Genomic DNA, 18,563 nt, shown 5'->3' on the forward strand with positions numbered 1-18,563 from the left:
CTTAGTTTTCTGGGTGCTCTTGTTCCCACAGTGCGACATCTGGGAGGTCATGTCCCATGCGGTCACGCTTGGTTTTCAGGTATCGAACATTGTCTTCATGAACAGCAACAGGGATGGGGGTTCGGCTGGCAATGGAAATGCCGTGGCCTTCAAGTCCCACCTTCTTGGCTGGGTTGTTGCTGATCAAGTTGAGCGAGCGCACACCCAAGTCGTAGAGAATCTGGGCGCTGGTGCCAAATTCGCGGGCATCGGCTGGAAGACCAAGTGCGAGGTTGGCATCGACGGTGTCGGCACCTTCATCCTGGAGTTGGTAGGCGCGTAGCTTGGCGAGCAGACCAATGCCTCGTCCCTCATGTCCACGCATGTACACCACTACTCCCCGACCAGCTTCCTGGATCAGGCGCAAAGACTCGTGCAGCTGCTGTCCACAGTCGCAGCGCCGGGATCCAAAAACATCACCAGTCAAGCACTCAGAGTGGACTCGAACCAGGACGTTTTCGCCACCGTCGGATGCCACGTCGCCGGCAACAATGGCAACAAGCTCGGTGCCATCGATGATGGAACGGTAACCAACAGCCTTGAACGTGCCGAAATCGGTAGGCAGCACAGTTTCCACCTGGCGCTCCACCAAAATTTCATTCTTGCGACGCCACTCAATGAGCTGCTCAATAGAGATCAGCTTCAGATTGTGCTCATCGCAGAAGCGGCGCAGCTCAGGAACCCGAGCCATGCCGGTGGGGTCCTCTTCACTGACCACTTCGCAGATAACACCTGCTGGGTGCAGGCCTGCAGCGCGAGCCAAATCGACAGCTGCTTCGGTGTGTCCAGCGCGCACCAAGACGCCACCTTCACGAGCACGCAGTGGCACCACGTGTCCGGGACGGGTGAAATCCGTGCGGTCGGCTTCTGGATCAGCAAGCAAGCGCAAAGTGTGGGCGCGGTCTGTTGCAGAAATGCCTGTGGTGCCGGTGTTGGCATCAACGGTCACGGTGTAAGCGGTGCCGCGGGCATCCTGGTTGTGCGCGGTCATCGGAGGCAGATTAAGACGATCTGCATCCTCTGCGGTTAATGGCGCACAGATGTATCCCGAGGAATAACGCACCATGAAAGCGACTAATTCTGGAGTGGCTAATTCGGCGGCAAAGATGATGTCGCCTTCATTTTCACGATCTTCATCATCTACCACCACGACGGCTTTACCCGCAGCGATGTCAGCGATGGCCTCTTCAACAGAATCTAATTGGCTGTGTGCCTGCTCATGTTCACTCACGTTGTCTAACCTAGTCTCTCGTCAAATCGGTGTAGCCATTGGGAGTGTTTCCAGCCACGCCGCGCGTCATCATGCGTTCGACGTACTTAGCGATCACATCAACCTCAATGTTTACGATATCCCCTACCGCCAGTCCGCCGTGGGTGGTGTCGCGCAAGGTGGTGGGAATCAGGGAAACCTCAAACCAATCATCGCCCAAAGACGATACAGTCAAGGATGTGCCATTGAGTGCGATGGAGCCTTTTTCCACCACATAGCGAGCCAAATCAGCTGGCAGCTCAAAACGCAGAACATCCCAGTTCTCTGAGCTGGTGCGCTTGATCAGCGTGGTGGTGGCATCAACATGGCCTTGCATGATGTGTCCACCCAGACGGCCATCGGCTGCCATGGCGCGCTCAAGGTTGACTTTGCTACCGGTGGATAATGCGCCCAGGGAGCTGCGATCTAAGGTTTCCTGCATGAGGTCTGCAGTGAAATGTCCCTCGTCAAAGGACGCCACTGTCAAGCACACACCATTGACAGAAATGGAATCTCCCAAATGCACACCCTCTAAAACGGTGGACGCGGAAATCTGCATCCGGATGGAATCTCCCAGATGTTCCACGCCTGCAACGGAGCCAAGCTCCTCGACAATACCTGTGAACATTTAGCGTTCCTTTCTCATCATTTCTATCAATACATCTGAACCCAACTGTCTCACGGACGTGGTGTCAAAACGCATAATCTGATCCATCGTGGTTTCTTGTGGCCAGTTAATCACTGATCGTCCAGCACCCAATAAAGCGGGGGCAACATAGGCCTGCACCTGATCAACAATGCCTAAGCGCAGCGCTGCCCCAGCTAACGTTGGGCCACCTTCGATCAAAAGGTCTCGGCACCCTTTATCCCACAGCGCTGATAAGGCCTCCGGTATTCCCGCGTACTGCTCATATCCCAAGCGGGCCAAGTTGGAATCTGCTGGAACCTCGCGGGAGCCAATAACAACGCGCCTGGGTTGATTTTCATAAAGACCATCTTCCGCACGCGCCGTCAAGGAGGGATTATCAGTCAAAGCAGTACCGGTGCCCACGATGATCGCATCTCTTTTACTTCGATCTTCGTGCACAAACGCCCGCGCATCCGGCCCGGTAATCCACTGGCTGGTGCCATCGGTGGCACCGGCAAAACCGTCCACGGTGGACGCAAACTTCAACGTGACATGGGGCCTGCCCAGACGCGTCGCAACCAGCCAGGGCTCCAGTGCCCTGATCCGCTCATCTAAAAAATGCGTATCGACGCCCGCCTCCGCCAAAAAGGCACCGCCCCCAGCGGCTGACGGGAAGGGATCCGCATTGGCGTAAAACACGTGTGCGATCCCGGCGTCGAGAAGCGCCTTGGAACATGGACCCGTGCGGCCGTAATGGTTGCACGGCTCGAGGGTGACCACCGCCGTGCCCCCGTTGGCACGCGCTCCGGCAGCTGCAAGCGCCACCACTTCGGCGTGCGGGCCACCAGGAGGTGCCGTGGCGCCAACGCCAACGACCTCGCCGTCGGCGTCCAAAATGACAGCGCCGACTGGCGGATTAGGGCTGGTGGTGCCTCGGACTTGATCTGACGCGTGGTGGGCCAGATCTAACGCGTGCGCAATATCCATTTAGTGCGCGAGTGCTCGCAACTCCTGGATCGCCTTGTTGGGATCCTCAGCGCCGTACACAGCGGAACCTGCAACGAAGGCATCCACGCCAGCGTCGGCAGCCTGCTTGATGGTCTTGGAGCTGATGCCGCCGTCGATCTCGATGACGGTGTTCAGACCGCGCTCATCGATGACCTTGCGCAGGGTACGAACCTTTTCCAGTTGTTCAGGCATGAAGCTTTGGCCGCCGAATCCAGGCTCGACGCTCATGACGATGACTTCATCGAAGTGCTCGAGGTCATCCAAGTAATCCTCGATGGGAGTTCCAGGGCGCAGGGAGAAACCTGCACGCACACCCTTGGAACGGATGTACTTAGCCAACTCAACGTGACCTTCGGTGGCTTCAACGTGGAAAACAATGCAGTCCGCGCCAGCGTCGATGTAGTTGTCCACCCACTTCTCTGGGTTTTCGATCATCAGGTGGACGTCTAGTTCTTTGTCCGTAACGCGGTTGACCGCAGCTGTGATATCCGCGCCAAAGCTCAAGTTTGGAACGAAGTGTCCGTCCATGATGTCGACGTGAATCCAGTCAGCATCAGGAACAGCTACCACCTGCTCCCCCAAGCGGGAGAAATCAGCAGCAAGAATGGATGGGGCGATTAGTGGAGTACGTTGTGCCATGCCCTAAATCATAGCCCTCTTGTCTACCCCACTTAGCTCACAGGTCTACTTCTTTCGCAGCACTGCCACAAACATCGCATCGGTGCCGTGGCGGTGTGGCCACATCTGCACTGATTTCTCATCACCGGTATCGGTCATGCCTGGCATGAACTCCGCAGCCTCAAGCTCTTCGATCTCCAGAGCCCCCAGTGCCTTGTCCACGATTCCGCGGGTTTCACGCAGATCAGGTGAACATGTGGAGTACACAATCACGCCACCGGAACGCACCTTGTTCACAGCGGATTCAAGCAGCTCGTACTGCAGGGTGTTGAGCTCAACAATGTCGCTTTCCTGCTTGCGCCAACGCGCCTCAGGGCGACGACGCAGTGCACCCAAACCAGAACACGGCGCATCGACCAGCGCGCGATCGTAACCACCGGTCAAGTTGATGGTGCGGCCATCGCCCACATGAACCTTGACGGGCAAACCACGCACGGACTTTTCAATCAGTCGGGCACGGTGATCAGAGACCTCCACGGCATCAACGGTGGCACGATCCATGCGAGCCAACGCACCAATGAGCGCCGCTTTACCGCCAGGACCTGCACACATATCCAGCCAACGGCCGGCATCGGTGCCCTCCACTGGAATTTCCACCAATGCGCGAGCAATCAGCTGAGAACCCTCATCTTGCACTGCTGCAAGACCATCCTTCACTGGCTCAATATCACCTGGGTCGCCACCCTCGAGGTACACCGCGTATGGGGAATACTTGCCCTCGTCACCACCGGTGATCAGCGCCAATTCCTCCGCACTGATCTCACCTGGGCGAGCCACCAAGTGCACCACTGGGCGCTCAGAGTCCGCAGCAAGCGCTGCTTCCAACTCATCTGCCGGGAGCACCTGTGAGAAACTCTGCGCAATCCAGCGTGGGTGCGCAGTACGGAACGCAACGCGAGCCAACTCTTCCGCGGGCTCCAATTCCTTCAACCACTGCTCTGGTTCCTTGCGCGTGATGTTGCGCAAAATTGCATTGGCAAAACCAGTGGCCTGGAATTTCTTCAGCCCACCGACCATCTTTACTGAAGTATCGACCGCAGCGTGATCCTCCACGCGGGTAAACATCACCTGGTACGCGCCCAAACGCAGCACGTCCAAAACCTCTGGATCAATATCAGACAGTTCACGCCCAGATGCGGCCTTTATGACCTCATCCAGCAAGCCGACATTACGCAAGGTGCCGTAGGTAATTTCCGTAGCAAAGGCCGCGTCACGGCCAGAAAGATTGTGCTTGCTCAGCAGTCGTGGCAACACCAAGTTGGCATACGCCTCACCGGTACGCACACGATCAAGCACCTCAAACGCAATTTCTCTCGGCTTATCGACGCCCAGAGCCCTCACTTCCCTGGCCTGCGCAGGGGGCTTGCGGTTTCCGCCGCCTTTGCCACTGCTTTGGCCCTGGCGCTGCCCCTGCCCCCGAGCCGGGGCCTTCTTTGACGGAGATTTACGCGCCTGCGGCTTCTGCTTAGCAGGTTCCTGCTGTGCTTTTGGAGTCCTGGAGCGGAATCCGCCGGATTTTTCTAGGCTCATTGGAATTTCGCTTCCTGATCAAGTTGGACACCACGCGCCCAGTCTGCTGCATTCATCATTTTCTTTCCCGGGGGTTGGATATTGCCCAGAACAATTGGTGTGGTGCCCGTTCCGACCACCACGGAGTTCTTTTGCGCCAGGATGGCGCCAGGCGCCAAGTCCGCTGCTACTTCGACCTCGCCTGAGTGGCTGATGGGCCCGACCTTGAGGCGGGCGTCGACAAGCGTGGTCCATGCGCCAGGTCCTGGGGTATGTGCCCTGATGTGGCGGTCGATGACCTCGGCGGGCTTCGACCAATCAATCTGCGCGTCCTGGGTGGTGATTTTTGAGGCGTACGTGGCCTCGCCTTCCTGGGCGCGCGGGGTGATTGTGCCCTGCTCCAGGCCAGTCATGGTCTCAACCAGCAGGTCACCGCCTGAATACGCCAGACGAGTAAGAAGATCATCCGCAGTATCGGTGGGCTGAATGGTGTCCTCGATGGTGGACAAAATCACGCCGGTATCCAGGCCCTCATCAATGCGGAAGGTCGTGGCACCAGTGATCTGATCGCCTTCGCGGATCGACGCCTGAACCGGCGCCGCCCCACGCCATGCAGGAAGCAAAGAAAAGTGCAGATTCACCCAACCGTGTGGCGCAACATCCAGCAAATCCTTGGTGATCAGCTGTCCGTATGCCACTACCGGCAAGCAATCGGGGGCAAGCTCAGCCAAGCGCTGACGGATTGCTTGGCCATCTTCCGTATCAGCCTTCAGGGAGGTGGGCTTTAACACCTCAATACCGTGCTGCTGTGCAAGCTCCGCGACAGCTGAAGGATGCAGCGTACGACCACGGCCGCGACGTGCATCTGGTTGCGTCAACACAGCGACGACCTCATGATCGGAATCAATGAGCTTTTGCAGTGCCACCACTGCAGGTTCCGGAGTTCCGGCAAAAACTAGGCGCATGAAGTGCCCTTTCCACTCATTATTTGTTAAACCATGCAGACGCGCGAATAACGCCCATGGCTGCTTTACGTTCAGCTGGATCAAGGCGCTTCAAAAACAGCACGCCATCAAGGTGATCAGTTTCGTGTTGGATGCACCTGGCCAACAGTCCATTGGCCACAAACCCCACCGGATTGCCGTCGCGGTCCTGGCCAGACAGCCGAACCGTTTCATAGCGGGTGGTCTCAGCCGAGACATCAGGGATGGACAAACAGCCCTCTTTGCCAGTCTGGGTGTCCTCAGTGAGAGGCTCCCACACCGGGTTGATCACATGTCCGCGCAATCCGCCCTCCTGGTGGGAGGTATCAAACACGAACACGCGCCTTAAAACACCCACCTGGTTTGCTGCTAGACCAACGCCACCGGCATCTTCCATGGTGTCAAACATGTCATCGATCAGGGTGGACAGTGATTCATCGAAGTCCACGACCTCATCTGCCCGACTCACAAGTACGGGATCTCCAAATAATCTGACTTCACGAACTGCCATGGTTGTGGGAAGGCTCCTTCAACGATAATTCCTACGGGTGGATGATCTTGTCTCCCCATCTTATATCCCACGTGGGACACAACCCCATTAGGCCTTTCACCAGCAGTTTTATCCGATGTGAATCGGATCCATCTGAATACGCAACGGCAAATCATTCTTCCTCACCGCACGCGCCACCTGGGCTGAGCGCAGCGCTCTACCCAACTCAGACCGCGGTCCCAATGGAGTTCTGATGAGAAGCCGCTGCGGCGGACCAAAGCGCTGCTCATCATATTCACCAGGCAAACTCACACCCGGTGGCAGATCAACAGGGCCGAGGACTTCAGCATGATCGGGAAGCTCCGCCAAATCCAAGAAACTTTCCAATGCAGCGGTAGCCCCATCGATTGCTGCCATGTGTACAGAAGGCGGGAACATAACCTCGCGTCGGCTAGCCAACTCTTGCGCTGCAGCACCTGCCATATCCCACCGAATCAACGATTGCACAGCAGGAAACGATGGATCTGCAACCACGATGACTTGACCCTGGTGCAGATGAGAATGCACCAGCGTGGCCGCCGCTGCCCACTTGTGCAGCGCGTCCTCCATGGCGCGCAGATCTTGCCGACCCATCAACGCCCAGGTATCCAGCAATAACAAGGCACCGTAAGCGCCCTTGTGCTCTGGTTTCTCCGATTTCTCTGGTCTCTCCGGCGAGTTGGCCACATAAGGTTCTGCACCTGGCGTGGACACCACAATGCTGGCTCGGTTTTCCACCGAATCCACCACCTTGTTGCCGCCAGAGGTAATTACCCGCACAGACGGGAACGCGCGGCCCAGTTCTTCTGCTGTGCGTTCCGTTCCCAGCACCACAGCACGCAGTTTTGGAGAGCCGCAGTTTTGGCACTTAAACCGCGAATCAGGGCGTCCGCACCATCGGCAAGTGGGCACTCCCGCTAGATCAGAGCTTCCCTGGGGAAGTCCCACAGGCCCATTGCAGTGCCGGCACCGCGCTGGGGTGCGGCAGTTTCCACACGCCAAGGTTGGCACGTAGCCTTTCCTTGGTACCTGGATAAGTGCTGGTTGATCACGTTCTAAGGCGCTGCGCACCGCATGAAACGCAATGCCAGGCAGCCGCGCTGATCGGGCCATTGGATCGCGTTCCATCTGGAAATCGGAATCGCCCACTGCCTGAATACGCGGCATCCTAGTGCGAATGGTATCCCTCGGTGCGATGAGATTGTGCATCCATCCCGATTCCACCAGCAATTGGGTTTCCGCGGTCCGCGCATGTCCCGCAATAATCAAGGAGCTTGCTTCCAAACTGGAACGCGTGGTCAGCACTTCCCTGGCGTGGGCATAGGGCGCTCTAGGATCAACGAGGTTGTCGTCGCCATCATTTAAAATGACGGCCAGTTTCAGATCCTTCACGGGTGCAAAAGCGGCACTTCTGGTTCCAATAATCAGTCGTCCCTGCCCACTGAGTACCGATAGGAAACGCCGATATCGTGCCTGCGGGCCAAGACCTGAATTAAGCACAGTGATTTGTTTCGCCGCAACCAATCCTCGAAGCGCAGCTTCCAAGCGGTCGAGATCGCGCTGATCAGGCACTACGAGAAGCGCTCCGCCGCCGTCTTTGACAACCTTGACCGCCAAAGAAGCCAAAGCCAGCGCCCAATCATCTCCGGGAGCAATCTGCCATGACGCCCGCGCAGTTGTTCCCGCCAAGACGGCGTCAACAAATGATTGACCATGCTGATACGCAGACCACGACGATAAATCGGGTTCTTTAACCTCGCCCAATGACTCCCACGACGTGGAGGTATCTGCCTCTTCCGCCCCAGCATGCCGCGCCGGTAGCGCCGAACGGATGAGATCCGAACGTACCCCGCCATAGCGATCACTGAGTTGCTCAATTAGCTTTGCTGTTTGAGGTGGATACACCACGATCGGCGAAATCACCCGATCCAGCCACATCAGCTTTCCCTCATGCGAGGTTTGCGCGGTGCGTGACATCACGATGGCATCAACTAAACGTCCACCAAAACGCACGCGCACCCGCACGCCAGGTTGCACATCATCGTGTTGGTCTTCGCTGATGCGGTAATCAAACAGTCGATCCAGGTGAGGTAACCCCAAAAGAGGTAAAACCCGCGCCACCGACTTTTCAGGAGCGGGGACGCGGGTTTTTGCCATGAATCCGAAGATACTACATCAGATTTTTAGGCCAACTTGAGGGCTGCGCGAAGTTCATCAACGCGGTCGATAGCCTCCCAAGGAAGGTCCAAATCAGTGCGACCAAAGTGACCGTAGGCAGCAGTGTCAGCGTAGATCGGACGAAGCAGATCAAGCTCACGGATAATTGCTGCTGGACGCAGGTCAAAGACCTCCAACACGGCAGCCTGAATCTGCTCGTCGCTCAGGCCTTCCTTGTTGGTGTCAAAGGTTTCAACGTAAAGTCCGACTGGCTTTGCGCGTCCAATGGCGTATGCAACCTGAACTTCAGCGCGATCAGCAAGGCCTGCTGCCACGATGTTCTTTGCTACCCAACGCATGGCGTATGCAGCAGAGCGGTCCACCTTGCTTGGATCCTTACCGGAGAATGCTCCACCACCATGGCGAGCCATGCCACCGTAGGTATCCACGATGATCTTGCGGCCGGTCAGACCCGCATCACCCATGGGGCCACCCAGAATGAAGGAACCTGAAGGGTTGATCAACACGGTGATCTCACCGGTTGCCAGATCCTCAATGCCTGCGTCTTTGATTACCCAATCAATGACGTGTTCGCGCAGCTGGGTTTCCAACCATGCACGGTCAACTTCTGGGTCGTGCTGGGTGGAGATGACAACGGTATCTAGGTGGCTTGGGCGGTCTTGCGCATCGTATGCGAAGGTGACCTGGGTTTTTCCGTCTGGACGCAGGTGAGAAACGATGCCCTCTTTACGAACCTGGGTCAGACGACGTGACAGTCGGTGCGCCAACGCGATAGGAAGAGGCATGTACTCTTCGGTTTCGTTGGTGGCGTAGCCGAACATCAGGCCCTGGTCGCCGGCACCTGCGCGGTCGTCTTCTTCAACGTCGCCGTTGGTGCGGGCTTCGTCGGAGTTATCCACGCCGTCAGCGATTTCCTGGGACTGCTCACCGATGGATACTGAGACGCCACAGGTGCGTCCGTCGAATCCAACCTCAGAGGAGTTGAATCCGATTTCGATGAGCTTGTTGCGGACTAATTGAGGGATCTCTACGTAAGCGCTGGTACGGACCTCGCCAACAACATGGACGATTCCGGTGGTGACCACAGTTTCCACTGCGACGCGCGACTGCGGATCTTTTTCGAGCAGCGCGTCCAAAATGGTATCGGAAATAGCATCACATATTTTGTCTGGATGTCCCTCAGTTACAGATTCACTGGTGAACAAACGGACGGCGGTTGGCTGAGCCACAAATACCCTTCTTTCGAAGAAGTTGAGAATAAATAGTCTTAAATACAAAAAACCAATATAGACCAAGCTGTCTAAAACTGCAATGTCAGTGGTCTAGCTGGATTTTTCTAGACTTCGCGATACGCCAGTGCCGCGTCCCAAATTTGCGCAGCAACCTCGATTTTGCTGCCGTGCTCCACATCGACTACCCCACCGTGAGCATCCAAAATCCAGCCCTCATTGTGCTTTTGTCCAAACACTTTGCCCATGCCCACCTCATTACACATGAGGAGGTCGCAGCCCTTCTTCTGCAGTTTCTTGCGCGCATACTCCAAGGCGGTGGTGTGCTCGTCGCCAGTTTCCGCAGCAAAACCCACGATGACAGGATTACTGTCCAGCTCTCCTGCTTCACGACGCTTCACCGTGGTAGCCAAAATATCCGGGTTTTCCACCAACGAGATGGTGCTCAATGCGTCTTCATCAGAATCTGAGCCCTTCTTCAACTTCGATGTCGCCTGCGATGCGGGCGTGAAATCAGCTACCGCTGCCGCCATGACGATGAAATCAGATTCGCCAGCTCGTTCCTGGACTGCATCAAACATGTCTTGTGTGGACACCACCGGCACGGTCTCTGCACCTGCTGGAGTGGACAGCTCCGCAGTATTTCCCGCCACGATGGTGACATGTGCGCCTCGTTGCGCTGCGATTTCACCCAATGCAAAACCTTGACGGCCCGAGGAACTATTGCCAATAAAGCGCACAGGATCAATATGCTCATGCGTGCCACCAGCAGTGATCAGCACTTTCTTGCCCGCCAAATCCTGAGGCAACCGCGCCCCGGCGTGCACTGCATTGGCTAAATCAACAATCTGCTCTGGATCCGGCAGCCGGCCAGGGCCTGTATCTTTACCGGTGAGTCGACCATGCGCAGGCTCAATCACGGTAATCCCCCGCTGCCTCAGCGTTGCCACATTGGCTACGGTAGCCGGATTAAACCACATCTCCGTATGCATGGCCGGCGCAATAACCACGGGGCACGTTGCCACCAGCAGCGTCGCCGCCAACAGATCGTCACCGCGACCTGCCACCACACGCGCCATCAAATCGGCTGTCGCCGGCGCAATCACGATCAAATCAGCCTCCTGGCCAACTTTCACATGCTGCACCGAATCCACCGCATCAAACACCGTTGTAGACACCGGATTGCCAGACAACGCTTCAAACGTCGCCTTCCCCACAAACTTCAACGCGGATTCCGTAGGAACCACCCGCACATTATCGCCCGCTTCTTTAAACGCGCGCACGATGTGACACGCCTTGTACGCTGCGATTCCGCCGGCAACACCAACAACCACGTTGCGGGGTGCGGAGGGGCTTGAAACATGGGTCATGGGCACAACAATCCTTCAAAGTAAGAGGCTGGCTGGGTTCCCACACACTCTACAAGATGCTTTTCGACGCCACCCCACGCTCTCCCTCGACCTCCGCTGTGCATAGGGCAAACCTGCCGCCAAAAATGCAAAACACCCACCGCAAGTGATAACTCGCGGTAGGTGATTTTTACAACTGTGTGAAGTTATAAGGTCTTTTAACCTTCCTCGTGGTCCAACAGACCTGCATTGATCTCACGCAGAGCAATAGAAAGTGGCTTTTCGCCTGGCTGCGGAGTAACCAATGGTCCGATGAACTCGAATACTCCCTCATCTGCCTGATGGTAGAAGCTGTTGATCTGGCGCGCACGCTTGGCTGCGAAGATCACGAGGGCGTACTTGGAAGTGACCTTATCCAGCAGTTCATCGATCGGAGGAGCGGTAATGCCCACTGGCGGATCGAAGACGGCCTTGGTGGCGTTGGTCTCGTTGCTCACGTTGGTCACTGACACCTTTTCAAAAGTATATGGACAGTAGTGTTAAGAGCGGGAAAGGTTGCTCAATCGGAAAAGCATACCCTACCGCTCTATGTTTTGGCTAAGCGCCGAGGAGAACATCCTCAATAGCCTTGACGGCTGTATCCACATCATCATTGATAATGACGTGCTTAAATTCGCTCTGAGCAGCCAATTCTTCGCGTGCGGTCTCGAGCCTGCGAGCAATAACGTCTTCGCTTTCGGTGCCACGTCCAGTGAGGCGTTCAACCAAAACTTCCCATGAAGGTGGAGCAAGGAAGATGGTTTCTGCATCTGGAATTAAGCTAGCGATGTTTCGGGCTCCTGCAAGATCAACCTCAACCAATACTGGCCGACCATTTTGGCGAGCCTCATTGACGGGACCTGCTGGAGTGCCTGAACGCTGCAAACCGCCGTGGATATCTGCCCATTCAAGCATCTCTCCACAGTCGATTTTGTCCTGAAATTCCTGTGCAGTGACATAGAAGTAGTCACGTCCATCGACTTCACCAGGACGAGGTGCCCTGGTGGTCATCGACACACTGAAATACAGGTTTGGAACGTCATTGCGGAGGCGATCAACCACAGTCGATTTACCGACCGCTGAGGGGCCCGCAAGAATTACGAGCCGTCCTAGTTGGTTATCGCCCGACACTGAAGAATTAATCCTCGAAGCCGAAACGCTCGAGAAGTGCGCGACGCTGACGGTCACCCAGTCCACGAAGACGACGGGTCTGAGCAATGCCCAGCTCGTCCATAATCTCCTTTGCCTTGACCTTGCCAACCTTAGGGAGAGCTTCGAGGAGAGCGGAGACCTTGGTCTTGCCGATGATCTCGTCAGACTCAGCCTTGTCCAGAACTTCCCTGAGGTTAGTGTTGCCGCGCTTCAGGTTCTCTTTGAGCTCTGCGCGTGCCTTGCGTGCCTCTGCTGCCTTAGCAAGAGCTGCCTTGCGCTGCTCATCAGTCAACTGTGGAAGGGCCACGGGGTTCCTCCGTTATCGTGTGGTTTTTAGTGACAAAAGGAATACCAAAGTATCCAGAAATCGAGGGTACACCTGGTTAATACCAAGGATGTCAGCCTGCGATTTTCGAATAGTCTAGCACTACTTTCACAAACACAAAGGTGGCAGAACCCCTAAAAGCTAAACCTGCAGGTCACAGGCTTGCAATTAAGGGCCGTTTCCGCGACTATGACCTGGGGAAACCAGGAAAGTCTGCAGCAGTTTTTGCCACAGAATTCTTCATTTCAGCGATATCTGGGCCTGTCGCCAAAATACTTCTAGAGACATTTGGGAACGCAAGATGAGCCATGTCTCCCGCAATCTCATCAACGTCGCTTGCCGTGCCGCCCTGGGCGCCGACGCCGGGCATCAAAATGGCGCCCCCGAGCGTCGATAAGCGTGGTGGTTTGGACAAGGTGGCGCCGATGACGACGCCAATGTTGCCAGCCTTGCCCTGGGCCATATAGGGCGCGTTAAGCGCCGCCGCCTGATCCACGATCTGCTGGGAAATGCTCACGCCGTCAGCGTTTTGCTGGTCCTGGAGTTCGCGGGCCTCAGGGTTTGAGGTCGCGGCCAAGACAAACACTCCCCTGCCGTGTTGCTCGGCAAGTTCGAACACTGGGTCCAAGGAATGAAAACCAAGGTAGGGAGAGACCGTCACCGCGTCGCTAGACAGCGGTGACGCTGGATCTAACCACGCTGAGGCATAGCCAGCCATGGTGGAGCCAATATCGCCGCGTTTGGCGTCAGAGACCACCAAACAGCCACGCTCACGCAGCGTCTGAATGGTTTCTTCCAAGATGGCAAAGCCAGCGGAACCGAAACGCTCATAGAACGCCACCTGAGGCTTCACCAATGCCACGGTGTCGGCGAAAGCCTCCACGCAGGCGCGGGAGAACTCCGCAAGTCCGTCTACGTTTACCGGCAGCCCCCAGGACGTCAGCAGGCTTTCGTGGGGATCAATGCCCACGCATAGCCTGCCACGGGTGGAGGCGGCGTTCAGAAGCTTCTCGCCGAATGTCATAGGGCTTAAGCCTTGACTGCGTGGTCGAGTTCCTGCAGCGCGCGGACGCTGACAACGCCCTCACGCAGGGCCTCAATGCCCTGGACAGCTGCGGTGACACCCTGAACAGTGGTGATCAGTGGAACACCCACGGTCACTGCTGCTGCGCGGATATCGTAGCCATCGTGGCGAGCGCCAGCAGAACCAGCTGGGGTGTTGAGGATGAGGTCAACTTCGCCTTCGCGGATACGATCCACGATGGACTTGCCCTCTACACCTTCGCGGATGTCGGAAGCCTTGAGCACAACTTCACACTCAATGCCGTTGCGGCGCAGCATGCCTGCGGTGCCTTCGGTGGCGAGGATCTTGTAGCCCATCAACGCCAGGCGCTGGATTGGCAGGATCAGGGTGCGCTTGTCGCGGTTAGCCACGGTCACGAAGACGGTGCCTTCGGTTGGCAATGCACCAAACGCGCCAGCTTCAGCCTTTGCATATGCAGCGCCGAAGTTGTTGGCCAAGCCCATGACCTCGCCAGTGGACTTCATCTCTGGGGAAAGCAGGGTGTCCAGGGTCTTTCCATCTGGGCGACGGAAGCGGTTGAACGGCAACACTGCTTCCTTCACAGCGATTGGAGCGTCCAGTGGCAAGGAGCCGCCGTCGTACTCGGTAGGAATCATGCCCTCATCTTGGAGATCCTTGATGGTGGCGCCCACTGCGATACGGGATGCTGCCTTGGCCAGGTTGACGCCCGTTGCCTTGGAGACGAACGGCACGGTGCGGGATGCACGTGGGTTTGCCTCGATGACGTAGAGGATGTCGTCCTTGAGTGCGTACTGGACGTTCATCAGGCCCTGTACGCCGATGCCCAGAGCCAGCTTCTTGGTTGCTTCGCGGACCTTCTCGATGTCCTGTGCGCCCAAAGTCATTGGAGGAAGTGCACATGCGGAGTCACCGGAGTGAATGCCGGCTTCCTCGATGTGCTCCATGACGCCTGCCAGGTAGACCTCGTCGCCGTCGCACAGTGCGTCGACGTCGATCTCAATAGCGTTGTCCAGGAAGCGGTCAACCAGCACTGGGTGGTCAGAAGACAACTCAGTTGCGCGGTTGATGTAATCCTCGAGGGAAGCCTCATCGTAGACAATCTCCATGCCACGGCCACCCAAGACGTAGGAAGGGCGAACCAGCACTGGGTAGCTGATCTCATCGGCTACTGTGCGAGCCTCTTCGAAAGAGGTTGCGGTGCCGAATGCTGGAGCAGGAAGCTGCTCGCGGTTCAGCAGTGCACCGAACTCGCCACGGTCCTCAGCCATGTCGATTGCCTCTGGGGAGGTACCAATGACAGGGACGCCAGCCTTCTTCAAACGATCTGCCAAGCCCAGAGGAGTCTGGCCACCAAGCTGGACGATAACACCTGCGACGGTGCCGGACTGCGCCTCAGCGTGGTAGACCTCCATGACGTCTTCGAAGGTCAGTGGCTCGAAGTACAGGCGGTCAGCGGTGTCGTAGTCCGTGGACACGGTCTCTGGGTTGCAGTTGACCATGACAGTTTCGTAGCCGACGCGGGAGAGCTCAAGAGCTGCGTGAACACAGGAGTAGTCGAACTCGATGCCCTGGCCGATGCGGTTTGGACCGGAGCCCAAGATCAGGACCTTTTCACGCTCAGTCTGTGGTGCGACCTCAGACTCAGCTGCTGGATCCAGCTCGTATGCGGAGTAGTGGTACGGAGTCTTAGCTTCAAACTCTGCTGCACAGGTATCCACAGTCTTGAATACTGGGCGGATGCCTAGGGACAGACGCAAGGTGCGTACGCCGTCTTCGCCAGCGAACTCTGGGCGAAGGGCTGCGATCTGCAGGTCGGACAGACCCATGAACTTTGCTTCGCGCAGGAGATCTTCGTTGAGGAATGGTGCGTCAACGAGCTTCTGGCGGAACTGCACGAGAGCTTCAAGCTCGGCGAGGAACCAAGGATCAATAGAAGATGCTTCGTAGAGTTCTTCCACGCTTGCGCCAAGGCGCATTGCCAGCTCAACGTCGTAGAGGCGGCCTTCGGTTGGGCGCTTGAGATCTTCCAGAACAGCTGCCTTATCGGTAGCGCGCTCCCCTGCGAAGAACTCATCAGGCTTGGTCCAGAAACCCTGCTGCTTGGTTTCCAGGGAACGCAGTGCCTTGTTCAGTGCTGCAATGTAGTTACGGCCCAGGGACATGACCTCACCGACGGACTTCATGGTGGTGGTCAAAGTGTCATCAGCGCCGACAAACTTCTCAAAAGCAAAGCGTGGGGCCTTGACCACGACGTAGTCGATGGTGGGCTCAAACGCAGCTGGGGTTTCACCAGTGATGTCGTTGGTGATCTCATCCAGGGTGTATCCGATAGCCAGCTTGGCAGCCATCTTGGCAATTGGGAAGCCCGTTGCCTTGGATGCCAGCGCGGAGGAACGAGACACACGTGGGTTCATCTCAATGGTGATGATGCGGCCATCAACTGGGTTGATGGCGAACTGGATGTTACATCCACCGGTGTCCACGCCGACCTCGCGGATGATGGCGATACCCTGATCGCGCATCTTCTGGAATTCACGGTCAGTCAGGGTCAGGGCAGGTGCCACGGTGACAGAGTCGCCGGTGTGCACGCCCAGTGCGTCGACGTTTTCAATGGAGCAGATAACCACAACGTTGTCTGCGGTATCGCGCATGAGCTCGAGCTCGAATTCCTTCCAACCAAGGATGGATTCTTCGATCAAGACGTTTGCTTCAGGAGATGCAGCAAGTCCGCCACCTGCGATGCGCTCAAGGTCTTCGGTGTTGTATGCAAGACCGGAGCCCAGGCCACCCATGGTGAAGGATGGACGCACGACTACTGGAAGGCCGAGTTCCGCGACAGTCTCATGGACTTCTTCCATGTTGTGGCAGACGCGGGAACGCGCGGATTCGCCACCGATGGTGGTGACAATATCCTTGAACTTCTGGCGATCTTCGCCACGCTCAATGGCATCGATGTCTGCACCGATGAGTTCAACGCCGTACTTTTCCAGGATGCCGAGGCGATCCAGCTGGATAGCTGCGTTAAGTGCAGTCTGGCCACCAAGGGTTGCCAGGACGGCGTCGATTGGGTGGCCCTGCTCGATTTCCTTAGCGAAAATCTTGTCGATGTATTCCGGCTCGATTGGCTCCACGTAGGTGTGGTCAGCCATTTCTGGGTCGGTCATGATCGTTGCTGGGTTGGAGTTGATGAGGGTGACGCGCAGTCCCTCTTCCTTCAGCACGCGGCAAGCCTGGGTGCCGGAGTAGTCGAATTCACATGCCTGGCCAATGACGATGGGGCCGGAACCGATGACGAGGACGTGGTTAATATCTGAACGCTTTGGCATGTTATTTATGCGCCTTTCTTCTGAGCGTCTGCATCCATCAGCTCAACAAACTGGTCAAACAGGGGGCTTGCATCATTTGGGCCGGCAGCGGCCTCTGGGTGGTACTGAACGGAGTATGCGCGTCCGGACTTCAGCGCAACACCTTCAACGACGCCGTCGTTGAGGCAGGTGTGGGTGACAATTGCAGTGCCGAAATCGGTCTCGAATTCCTGGCCTGCTTCACCCTTGAGTGCGAAGCCGTGGTTCTGGGCGGTGATGTCGATCTTGCCGGTGATGTGGTTCTTCACTGGAACGTTGATGCCGCGGTGGCCGAACTTCAGCTTGTAGGTCTCCATGCCGAATGCGCGGCCGAGGATCTGGTTGCCGAAGCAGATGCCGAAGAATGGAATGTCGGCTTCAAGAACTTCGCGGACGATATCAACCATGACGTCTGCTGCTGCAGGGTCGCCAGGGCCGTTGGAGATGAACACGCCTGATGGGTTGTACTGCTTGATATCCTCGAATGGGGTTTCAGCAGGCACGATGACGGTGCGGACACCGCGTGCAGAAAAGCGACGTGGGGTGTTTTGCTTAATGCCCAGGTCGTAGGCCACGACGGTGTGGCGCTCTTCGCCTTCAGCTTCGATGACGTAGGTTTCATCAGCGGAGACCTCAACGGAGAGGTTTGCGCCGGCCATTGCTGGCTGGTTCTTGACGATCTCTACGAGTTCTTCAACTGGGCGCTGTGCGTCAGCGCCGGAGAAGATGCCCGCTGCAATGGAACCTTCATTGCGCAGGTGGCGAACCAGTGCGCGGGTGTCGATTCCGCCGATGCCGACGATGCCCTGGTCTGCCATTTCCTGCTGCAAGGAGGTGGTGGCGCGCCAGTTGGACACACGTGCTGCGAGGTCGCGGATAACAAGGCCTGCAACCCAAATCTTGCCGTCGCGGGACTCGTTGTCCTCATCGTTCCAGCCGGTGTTGCCGATCTGTGGTGCGGTAGCCACAACAATCTGGCGGTGGTAGGAAGGATCGGTCATGGTTTCTTGGTAACCGGTCATGGCGGTGGTGAACACTGCCTCACCAAGGGTGGTGCCGATAGCTCCAAAGCCAAATCCGGTGAAGGTACGTCCGTCTGCAAGAACCAGGTATGCCGGAACGGATCCGATCTCGGTGACTCCCTGGTAGGTGGTGGTGTCTTTACTCACGGTGACTGTTGTCGCCTTTCGTGTGTCTGCCTTTTTAAAAGAAATTGGCTGGTTGATAACCCTGAATGTAGTTTATTCAATTCATTGCATTATATGCAATGTGGCGCGTG

The 18,563-nt window shown here is 56.7% G+C and carries 16 protein-coding genes; all 16 read right to left on the reverse strand.

What is annotated here, in order from left to right; translation table 11 throughout:
- Position 1: 1 nt before the first annotated feature.
- Positions 2 to 1,270, reverse strand: coding sequence for a bifunctional 3,4-dihydroxy-2-butanone-4-phosphate synthase/GTP cyclohydrolase II (locus KW808_RS08645; RefSeq protein WP_003862239.1), 1,269 nt, complete (start codon positions 1,268 to 1,270; stop codon positions 2 to 4).
- Positions 1,271 to 1,280: 10 nt separating this feature from the next.
- Positions 1,281 to 1,916, reverse strand: a complete 636-nt coding sequence (locus tag KW808_RS08650) for a riboflavin synthase (RefSeq protein WP_003862237.1) — start codon at positions 1,914 to 1,916, stop codon at positions 1,281 to 1,283.
- The gene (gene ribD, locus KW808_RS08655; protein WP_003862235.1) at positions 1,917 to 2,903 is read right to left on the reverse strand and encodes a bifunctional diaminohydroxyphosphoribosylaminopyrimidine deaminase/5-amino-6-(5-phosphoribosylamino)uracil reductase RibD; all 987 of its coding nucleotides are present in this window, start codon (positions 2,901 to 2,903) and stop codon (positions 1,917 to 1,919) included. It abuts the gene before it with no gap.
- Entirely contained in the window at positions 2,904 to 3,563 is a 660-nt protein-coding gene (rpe, locus tag KW808_RS08660; RefSeq protein WP_003862233.1) for a ribulose-phosphate 3-epimerase, read from the reverse strand.
- A 45-nt stretch (positions 3,564 to 3,608) separates the two neighbouring features.
- Entirely contained in the window at positions 3,609 to 5,132 is a 1,524-nt protein-coding gene (locus KW808_RS08665) for an RsmB/NOP family class I SAM-dependent RNA methyltransferase (RefSeq protein WP_003862231.1), read from the reverse strand.
- A complete protein-coding gene (gene fmt, locus KW808_RS08670) occupies positions 5,129 to 6,076 on the reverse strand; it encodes a methionyl-tRNA formyltransferase (RefSeq protein ID WP_003862229.1) in 948 nt (315 codons plus the stop codon). The genes KW808_RS08665 and fmt overlap by 4 nt, the downstream gene beginning before the upstream one ends.
- Positions 6,077 to 6,095: 19 nt before the next feature.
- Positions 6,096 to 6,605: a peptide deformylase gene (def, locus tag KW808_RS08675; RefSeq protein ID WP_003856004.1), complete on the reverse strand. Its 510-nt coding sequence runs from the start codon at positions 6,603 to 6,605 to the stop codon at positions 6,096 to 6,098.
- Positions 6,606 to 6,713: 108 nt separating this feature from the next.
- A complete protein-coding gene (locus tag KW808_RS08680) occupies positions 6,714 to 8,780 on the reverse strand; it encodes a primosomal protein N' (protein ID WP_003862227.1) in 2,067 nt (688 codons plus the stop codon).
- Between the two features lie 26 nt (positions 8,781 to 8,806).
- Positions 8,807 to 10,030, reverse strand: coding sequence for a methionine adenosyltransferase (gene metK, locus KW808_RS08685; protein ID WP_003862225.1), 1,224 nt, complete (start codon positions 10,028 to 10,030; stop codon positions 8,807 to 8,809).
- Positions 10,031 to 10,137: 107 nt separating this feature from the next.
- Complete coding sequence (gene coaBC, locus KW808_RS08690) at positions 10,138 to 11,400, reverse strand: bifunctional phosphopantothenoylcysteine decarboxylase/phosphopantothenate--cysteine ligase CoaBC (protein ID WP_003862223.1); 1,263 nt, start codon at positions 11,398 to 11,400, stop codon at positions 10,138 to 10,140.
- A 197-nt stretch (positions 11,401 to 11,597) separates the two neighbouring features.
- Positions 11,598 to 11,885, reverse strand: a complete 288-nt coding sequence (gene rpoZ, locus KW808_RS08695) for a DNA-directed RNA polymerase subunit omega (protein ID WP_003855993.1) — start codon at positions 11,883 to 11,885, stop codon at positions 11,598 to 11,600.
- Between the two features lie 91 nt (positions 11,886 to 11,976).
- On the reverse strand, positions 11,977 to 12,549 hold the full coding sequence (gmk, locus tag KW808_RS08700; protein WP_003855988.1) for a guanylate kinase: 573 nt from the start codon (positions 12,547 to 12,549) through the stop codon (positions 11,977 to 11,979).
- Positions 12,550 to 12,556: 7 nt separating this feature from the next.
- On the reverse strand, positions 12,557 to 12,877 hold the full coding sequence (mihF, locus tag KW808_RS08705) for an integration host factor, actinobacterial type (protein ID WP_003862221.1): 321 nt from the start codon (positions 12,875 to 12,877) through the stop codon (positions 12,557 to 12,559).
- 205 nt (positions 12,878 to 13,082) lie between these two features.
- Positions 13,083 to 13,919 (reverse strand): orotidine-5'-phosphate decarboxylase, encoded by an 837-nt coding sequence (gene pyrF / locus KW808_RS08710; RefSeq protein ID WP_003862219.1) that lies wholly within the window; start codon positions 13,917 to 13,919, stop codon positions 13,083 to 13,085.
- Positions 13,920 to 13,924: 5 nt separating this feature from the next.
- Complete coding sequence (carB, locus tag KW808_RS08715; protein WP_003862217.1) at positions 13,925 to 17,266, reverse strand: carbamoyl-phosphate synthase large subunit; 3,342 nt, start codon at positions 17,264 to 17,266, stop codon at positions 13,925 to 13,927.
- Between the two features lie 5 nt (positions 17,267 to 17,271).
- Positions 17,272 to 18,453: a glutamine-hydrolyzing carbamoyl-phosphate synthase small subunit gene (gene carA / locus KW808_RS08720; RefSeq protein ID WP_003862215.1), complete on the reverse strand. Its 1,182-nt coding sequence runs from the start codon at positions 18,451 to 18,453 to the stop codon at positions 17,272 to 17,274.
- Positions 18,454 to 18,563: the final 110 nt, after the last annotated feature.

Source organism: [Brevibacterium] flavum, from assembly GCF_019317305.1.
Taxonomy (GTDB): domain Bacteria; phylum Actinomycetota; class Actinomycetes; order Mycobacteriales; family Mycobacteriaceae; genus Corynebacterium; species Corynebacterium glutamicum.